This is a genomic window from Nocardia sp. NPDC058497, assembly GCF_042720195.1.
GTDB lineage: Bacteria > Actinomycetota > Actinomycetes > Mycobacteriales > Mycobacteriaceae > Nocardia.
In genome coordinates this window covers 1-8,155 of record NZ_JBHXMY010000254.1, presented here as the reverse complement: position 1 = coordinate 8,155, position 8,155 = coordinate 1, and the positions used below count along the sequence as shown (strand labels likewise).

Genomic DNA, 8,155 nt, shown 5'->3' with positions numbered 1-8,155 from the left:
GCCCGCCGAGGTGCACGCGCAGCTGAACCACATTGCGCGCGAACATAAGTCGTCGCTGTTCATGGTCGTGCACGCGGCGCTGGCCGTGCTGCTGGCCCGGCTGTCGGGCACCACCGACATCGCCATCGGCACCGCCGTCGCGGGTCGTGGCGAGCGGGCGCTCGACGAGCTGGTCGGCATGTTCGTCAACACGCTGACCCTGCGCACCGCCCTCGACCCGGCCGGATCGTTCGACGAGGCCGTCGACCTGGCCCGCGAGACCGATCTCGGCGCCTTCGCCCATGCCGACCTGCCGTTCGAGCGGGTCGTCGAGGTAGTCGCGCCCGGCAAGGGCAGCGCGCACAACCCGCTGTTCCAGGTGGCGCTGACCTTCAGCAACAACGAGGCGGCCGCGCTCGAACTGCCCGGCCTCACCGTGACCGCGCTGGAGACCACGGTGGCGGCCAAGTTCGACCTGCAGGTCGATGTCGAACCCCGGTTCACCGCCGAGGGCGCGCCGGACGAGCTGGTCACCCTGTTCAACTACGCCACCGACCTGTTCGACGAGTCGACGGTGCGCACCATCGGCGAGCGCTTCGCCCGCATCCTGGCCGCGGTCGCCGCCGACCCGCAGATCCGCGTCGGCGACATCGACATCCTGGACGAGCAGGAACGGGCCCGGCTGCTCGCCGGCGCCGCGCAGGCGCCCGCGCCGAGCAGCCCGTCGGGCGGCACCACACTGGCGCAGGCCTTCACCGCGGCGGCGGAAGACGACCCGGACGGCCCCGCGCTGGTCTGGGGCGAGGACTCGTTGACCTACGAACAGCTCGACCACCGCTCCTCGCGGCTGGCCCGGCTGCTGATCGGTCGCGGCTTCGGCCCGGGAGCCGGTGTGGCCGTTGATCTTCCGCGCGGCATCGACTGGGCGGTAGCTGTCTGGGCGGTGCTGAAGGCAGGCGCCGCGGTGCTGCCGGTGTCGGGCGCGCTGCCCGTCGAACCGGCGGCCAAGATCGGCATCACCGCGGGCACGGCGCCCGAGGGCGATTTCGAGTGGGTGGTCCTCGACGATCCGGCGATCCGGACGGAACTGTCGACGCAGTCGGCCCGCCCGGTGACCTACGCCGACCGCACCAGGGCCCTGCGCGGCGGCGACCCGGCGTTCGTCGGCGCCGACGGCGTCCGCAGCTACGACGAACTCGCCACCGCGGGTGCGCAGGTGCGCACCGGCACCGAGCTGACCTTCGAATCGCGGACCTTCGGCAACGGCGCGGCGGACAGCTTCGCCGCGCTGGTCGAGCCGGTGGCCGCCGGTGTGGCGGGCGCGTCGATGGTGCTGGTGCCCGATGCCGAGGACGGCTTGTCGATGGTGCTCGCCGAGGAATGGGTGAGTCACCTGTTCGGCGATCGCACCGGGATCGAGGCGGTCGACACCGCCGGTCTCGACGATCTACGGGCGCTGATCGCCGACGACGCCGCGCCGGGCAATCCCGGCCCGGCCGAGGTCGTGCTGGTGCTGGGGGACCTGCGTACCCCCGTAGCCTGATCCGGTATCGGCGCAGCGGGGCAACGAGTTTGGTGAGGTGGAATCGCGATGACTAGACCTGTACGGGAACGGCCGGTGCGGACCCGGCGTGCCAGGGTGACCGCGCTGCCGCAGCTGCTGGCCACCGCGGTGGAGACCAATCCCGACGGTGTCGCCGTGGTGCTCGCCGACGCCGGGCAGACCCTCGGCGGTCTGAGCTACGCCGAGCTCGACGAGCGTTCCAGCCGGATCGCGCGGCTGCTGATCGACCGCGGTATCGGGGCGGGCGACCTGGTCGCCATCGGTATCCCGCGGTCGATCGAGTCGGTGCTCGCGGTGTGGGCGGTCGCCAAGACCGGCGCCGGCTTCGTGCCGGTTGACCCGAACTATCCGCCGGATCGGGTGGCGCACATGGTCACCGACTCCGGTGCGGTGTTCGGGCTGACCGTCGCCGCCGTCGCCGACAGGCTGCCCGCGCAGGTGGATTGGCTCGCCCTCGACGACGACGCGATCGTGCCCCGGCTCGACGAGGTCGCAGGCGATCCCGTCACCAATGCCGACCGGCTGCGCCAGATCCGTGCCGAGGACCTGGCCTACGTCATCTACACCTCCGGCTCCACCGGTCTGCCCAAGGGCGTCGCGGTGACCCAGGCCGGGCTGGCCGGGTTCTGCGAGGAACAGCGCCTGCATTACGGTGTCGAATCGACTTCGCGCACACTGCATTTCGCCTCGCCGTCGTTCGACGCGTCGCTGCTGGAGCTGCTGCTCGCGGTCGGCGCGGGCGCGACGATGGTGATCGCCGACCCGAGTGTCTACGGCGGCGACGATCTGGCCGCGCTGCTGCGCCGGGAACGGGTGAGCCACGCGTTCATCACCCCCGCCGCGCTGGCCTCGATCGACCCGGCGGGCCTCGACGACTTCCGGGTGGTGGCCGTCGGTGGTGAGGCGTGCCCGCCGGACCTGTTGCGGCGCTGGGCGATTCCGCTGGCCGATGGAACCCTGCGCGAGTTCCACAATGTCTACGGGCCCACCGAGACCACCATCGTCACCAATATCAGTGTTCCGTTGAAGCCCGGTGACCCGCTGACCATCGGCGGCCCACTGCGCGGCGTCGCCGAATACGTCCTCGACGACCGGCTCGGCCCCGTCCCGCCCGGTGTCACCGGCGAGCTCTACATCACCGGCGCCCAGCTGACTCGCGGATACCACGCCCGGCCCGGGCTCACGGCGTCCCGGTTCGTCCCGAATCCGTTCGACCCGGCCGGTTCCCGGCTCTACCGCACCGGTGACCTGGTCCGCTGGACCGGAGACGGCGCACTGGAATACGTGGGCCGCAACGACTTCCAGGTGAAGATCCGTGGTTTCCGGATCGAACTCGGTGAGATCGACGCGGTGCTCTCGGCGCACGAGAGCCTGGACTTCGCCGCCACTGTCGGGCACGAACTCGACAACGGCGCGACGATTCTGGTGTCCTACGTGCACGCAGCGCCCGGAGCGTCGGTCGACACCGCTGCCCTCACCGCGTTCGCCGAGCGCAGCCTGCCCGCGCACATGGTGCCGACCGTGCTGATGGAGCTCGACACCATCCCGCTGACCCCGGTCGGCAAGCTGGACCGGCGGGCGCTGCCGGCGCCGGTGCTCGAGCACGCCGAATTCCGCGCGCCCGCGACACCGGTGGAGCAGATCGTCGCGGGCACGTTCGCCCAGGTCCTCGACCTCGGCGCCGACACCCAGCTCGGTCTCGACGACGACTTCTTCGCCCTCGGCGGCAACTCGCTGCTTGCCACCCAGATCGCCGCCCGCCTCGGCGCCGCGCTCGACACCGACTTCCCGGTGCGCCTGCTGTTCGAGGCGCCGACGGTGGAGGCGCTGGCGCGGCGACTCGCCGAATCCGCGGGCGCCGGTGCGCGTCCCGCGCTGGTCGCCGGGGAGCGGCCGACGCGGATTCCGCTGTCGCTGGCTCAGCAGCGGATGTGGTTCCTCAACCAGTTCGATCCGGAGTCGGTCGCCTACAACATCCCGATGGCGGTGCGGCTGAGCGGCGCGATCGAGGTGGAGGCGCTGCGGGCGGCCGTGGGTGACCTCGTCGCCCGGCACGAGACGCTGCGCACCGTCTACCCCGAGACCGACGACGGCCCGATCCAGCAGGTCCTGCCCGAATCGGCGGCCACGCCACAGCTCGAGGTGCGCCGGATCGCCGCCGACGAGCTCGGCGCGGCCATGCACGCGCTCGGTTCGTCCGGCTTCGATGTGCGCAGCCAGGTGCCGTTGCGGGTGGCGCTGTTCGAACTCGGCCCCGACGAGTCGGTGCTCGCCGTCGTCGTGCACCACATCGCCGGTGACGGTTCCTCGCTGACGCCGCTGACCAGGGATCTCATGCTCGCCTACGCGGCGCGCTCGGCGGGCTCCGCGCCGGACTGGGCGCCGCCGGCCGTGCAGTACGCCGACTACGCGCTGTGGCAGCGTGCGCTGCTCGGCAGCGAGGCCGACCCGGCCTCGCTGGCGTCGTCCCAGCTGGCCTACTGGCGGGACGCGCTGGCGGGCCTGCCCGATCAGCTCGACCTGCCCGCCGACCGCCCGCGCCCCGTCGTGCAGTCCTTCGCGGGCGGCCGGGTGCCGATCGAGATCGACGCCGACACCCACCGCGCGCTGCTGGCCCTGGCCCGCGCCCAGGGCGCCACCCTGTTCATGGTCGTGCACACCGCGCTGGCGGTGACGCTGGCCCGGCTGGCGGGCACCGACGACCTCGCGATCGGCACCCCCATCGCGGGCCGCGGCGAGGCCGCCCTCGACGACCTGATCGGCATGTTCGTCAACACCCTGGTCTTCCGCACCACCCTGCGGCCGGGCGAACCGTTCACCGACCTGCTCGCCCGCCAGCGCGACACCGACCTGCAGGTATTCGCCAACGCCGACCTGCCGTTCGAGCGCCTCGTCGAGGCGATCAACCCGGCCCGCTCGACCGCGCGCCATCCGCTCTTCCAGGTCGGCCTGTCCTTCCAGAACCTCACCCGCACCGGTCTCGAACTCGGTGAACTCGCGGTCGAGGGCGTCGACGTGGATCTGGCGGTCTCGCAGTTCGACCTGCACGCGGTCGTCGCCGACACCTACGACGCCGACGGTGTCGCCCAGGGCATCAGCGGTGTATTCACCTACGCCACCGACCTTTTCGACGAGTCGACCGCCCGCGATTACGCTGACCGTTTCGCTCGGGTGCTGGCCGCAATCGCCGCCACCCCACAGCGACCCGTCGACGAGCTGGAACTGCTCTCTGACGCCGAGCGCGACCGAATCCTGCACGGCTGGAACGCCACCGGTCATCCGTGCCCGCCCGCCACCCTCGCCTCACTGTTCGCCGACACCGCCGCCGGGCACCCCGACGGCATCGCACTGGTCGATCACGACGGCACCCAGCTGACCTACCGCGACTTCGCAACGCGGGTGCACCGTCTCGCACGGCACCTGATCGCCCAGGGTGTCGGCGTGGAAGACCGTGTCGCACTGGCGATCCGGCGCTCCACCGATCTCGTCGTCGCCATGTATGCCGTAGCGCAGACCGGCGCCGCCTACGTACCGGTCGACCCCTCGCAACCCGCCGACCGGATCGGGCATGTGCTCGACACCGCTGCCACTGTCTGTGTATTGACCACGGCGGGATCGGGATTCACCCAGTCCGCATCCTCGATGGCGGGTGTAGACGCCATCCACGTCGGCGAACCAGGCACCGCGCGTGCGGGATTCACATCCGGCGCGGCGCCAGTGGCCGGTGTCGATACCGCCCCGGTCGGCGAACTAGTGACCGCGCATGCGGGATTCGCATCCATTTCGGCGCCGGAGGCCAGCGTCGGCGCGGTCCCGGTCGGTGAACCAGCCATCGCGCGTGCGGAATCCGCACCTGGTTCGGCGCCGGTGATCGTCCTCGACACTCTCGATCTGTCAGCATTGTCGAGCGCACCGATCGCGGCGAACGAGCGGCGTGGCGTGCTGCGACCGGAGAACACGGCGTATGTGATCTTCACGTCCGGATCGACGGGCAAGCCGAAGGGTGTTGCCGTCACGCACGGCGCAATCGTCAACCAGTTGCTGTGGAAGACAGCTGCTTTCGGGCTCGTCGTGCACGATTCGGTGCTGCTCAAGACGGCCGCCACCTTCGATCTGTCGGTCTGGGAGTTCTGGTCGGCCGCGGTGTGCGGCGGAACACTGGTGATTGCCGCACCCGACGGGCACCGCGACCCGGCGTACCTGCTCGGCGTAATCGCCGACCGCTCGGTGACCACCCTGCACGTCGTCCCCTCGATGCTCGACGCCCTGCTCACCGAATCCGGCGGCACACTGCCGTCGGCGCTGCGCCGGGTGCTTGCGATCGGCGAGGCGCTACCCGCCGCGACCGCACAACGCTTCCTCGCCGCGAATTCCGCTGCACTGCACAACCTCTACGGCCCCACCGAAGCCGCCGTCTCGATCACCGACCATCGCGTGACCACGGCCGACCGCACGACGGTGCCGATCGGCGCGCCGGAGTGGAACAGTCGCGTCTACGTCCTCGACGCGCGCCTGCGCCCCGTCCCGGTGGGCGTGTCGGGCGAGCTGTATCTCGCAGGTGCGCAGCTGGCCCGCGGCTACTTCGGCCGCCCCGACCTCACCGCCGACCGGTTCGTCGCCGACCCGTTCGCCGGAGCCGACGAGTCTGCCGACCGGTTCGTCGCCGGCTCGTTCGCCGGAGCCGACTCCTCTGCCGTCGGTCGCGGCGCCAGGTCGGTCGGTGGAGCCGACACCTCTGCCGAGAGCTTCGGCGTCGACTCGGTCGCGGGAGCCGCAGGCGGGACCGACGGACCGACTCCGCCGCGCCATGGTGCCGCGGGCGCCCGCATGTACCGCACCGGCGACCTCGTGGCGTGGACCGCCGACGGCGAACTGGAATACCGCGGCCGCACCGACTTCCAGGTGAAGATCCGCGGCTTCCGCATCGAGCTCGGCGAGATCGAGGCCGCGCTGCTGGCAGCACCGCAGGTCGCCCAGGCCGCGGTGCTCGCCCAGTCCGATCCGCAGCTCGGTGACCGGCTGGTCGCCTACGTGGTGCCCGCGCCGGATACCGAACTGACCGCCGTGGCAGCCAAAGCCGCCGTGGCGCAGGTGCTTCCGTCGTACATGGTGCCCGCGGCGTTCGTCGTCCTCGACCGGCTGCCGCTGAACGCGAACGGCAAACTCGACCGCGCCGCGCTCCCCGAGCCGGTGCTCGAACCGCGCCACTACCGGGAACCGGTGGGCGAGAACGCGATCGCCGTGGCGGAGGTGTTCACCGAGGTGCTGGGTGTCGAACGCCCCGGCCTCGACGACGACTTCTTCTCCCTCGGCGGCAACTCGCTGCTGGCCACCCGGGTGGTGCACCGGCTGCGCGAGCGCACCGGCACCGAGCTCACCGTGGCCGCCTTCTTCGCCGACCCGACCGTGGCGGGGCTGGCCGACCGGCTCACGGCCGGTCCGGCAGGCCTCGGCGGCGACCTGGACGCGGCACTCGCGGTGACCCTGCCCCTCCGCCGCGGCGGCAGCGGGGAACCACTGTTCTGCATCCACCCTGTCGCCGGTCTGGCCTGGGCCTACGCGGGCCTGGCCCCGCACCTGCCCGGGGACCGCCCGATCATCGGCATCCAGTCGCCCGCCTTGACCGACCCCGAATTCCGGCCCGCCACCGTGGACGACCTGATCGACCGCTACCTCGCCGAGATCAGGGCCGCTCAGCCGCAGGGGCCGTATCACCTGCTCGGGTGGTCGCTGGGCGGAGTCCTCGCGCAGGCCGTGGCGACCAGGCTCCAGGCGGCGGGGGAGACCGTGGCCTCGCTGACCATGCTCGACAGCCTGCCCGGCGCCGACCTGGCGCATTTCGGCGCCGAGTTGCGCGACGCCTTCCGCGAACTCGGTATCCCCGATCAGCAGCTCCCCGCCGCCGACCGGCTGTCCGCACTGGGCGACGACGCCCTCGCCGCACTGCACGCGGCGCTGGCCGGGTCGACGCCGATCTCGCTGCCGCGGTTCGTCGGCATGTACCGCGGCGCGTTGCACACGATCGGATTGGTTACCCAGCTGACGCCGGCCCGATTCGTGGGTGATCTCACCTACTTCACCGCGCTGCGGACGACCGGGAACGCCCAGGGCGGCGCCTCCCGGTGGCGGCCGTATATCAGCGGGGTCATCGCCGATCATCCGGTCGACGCCAGTCATCAACAGATGCTCGACCAGGTGGCCGTGGCCACAGTCGGTCCGGTAACAGCGCAGGTCACCGCCGTTTCCGGCCGTTAAATCGATAGCTCCACGTAACAGGCTCACGGCAGTTTACGATTCTGTTGCTGAGAGTTCGGTGTGTCGTGGCGCACACCTCGGCGAGGGTCGGCGGCAGTCGTTAGGTGTGACTATGCTGTGTCCGACTCGGCTGCCGGACGCGAGAGGTGTATTGGTCTGTGGAAACCCCCCGCCGCACGGGCCGTGCCGGTCGTCGACGTACTACCGGCACACCGCTGTTCGGTCAGTTGCTCACGGCCGCGGTCGAGTCCGCGGCCGAGTCGATTTGTGTGGGCCGCCAACCCCACCCGGTGGCGGGGGGGGGGGGGCCACGCACCCAACCCGGCGCACACCCGGGAAACACCGCCCGCGCGCCCG

The 8,155-nt window shown here is 71.4% G+C and carries 2 protein-coding genes; both read left to right on the top strand.

The genetic code is table 11. The features are described 5' to 3' along the window. The coding region (locus ACFWPJ_RS18035) for a condensation domain-containing protein (protein ID WP_378852708.1) at positions 1-1,522 on the top strand (1,522 nt) is incomplete at its 5' end. 75 nt (positions 1,523-1,597) lie between these two features. Then, positions 1,598-7,798 (top strand): amino acid adenylation domain-containing protein, encoded by a 6,201-nt coding sequence (locus tag ACFWPJ_RS18030; RefSeq protein WP_378852710.1) that lies wholly within the window; start codon positions 1,598-1,600, stop codon positions 7,796-7,798. Positions 7,799-8,155: the final 357 nt, after the last annotated feature.